We start from the raw sequence: 552 nt of genomic DNA on the forward strand, positions 1-552 counted from the left end.
GAAGTGACCCCCAATAGTTGGACAATCCAATTACTGGGGGTCTTTTTATGTCCAAGCACAAAAGAATATTTAAGTTAAAGCTCGCACAACTTGCTGAGCAGGAAAACTCTGAAGCATTAAGTAGAAAGTACAATATTAGCGCTCGGCTTATTCGTTATTGGTTTCAGGTCTACCTGCTTAATGGGTCAAAGAGTTTTATCCATAAACAGTTACCTTATTCAGGCGGGTTCAAAATTCATGTGCTCGAGACGATGGAAATTAATGATTGGTCTTTGGGTTATACTAGCGCCTATTTCGACTTATCATCCCCAGGTATTTTATTTCAATGGCAAAAGCTTTATGCTCACGAGGGTATAACCCGACTAAAACCACAGAAAAAAGGTAGGCCTCGCGTGACGAATCATTCTTCATCTCCTAAACCATCAGCAGACATGTCTGAAAAAGAGCTCAGGGAAGAATTGGATTATCTACGTGCAGAGAACGCAGTCTTAAAAAAGTTAGAAGCCTTGGCTCAGGCCAGAAAGAAAAAAGCAAAGACAAAACGAAAGTTGT

1 protein-coding gene is annotated in these 552 nt (G+C 40.4%); it reads left to right on the plus strand.

The annotated features are described in order from the left end of the window. Positions 1 to 47: 47 nt before the first annotated feature. A partial coding sequence (locus CWB65_RS16590; protein ID WP_138741029.1) for a transposase occupies positions 48 to 552 on the plus strand: 505 nt, incomplete at its 3' end.

This window comes from Pseudoalteromonas sp. S554 (assembly GCF_005930865.1).
Lineage (GTDB): Bacteria > Pseudomonadota > Gammaproteobacteria > Enterobacterales > Alteromonadaceae > Pseudoalteromonas > Pseudoalteromonas marina.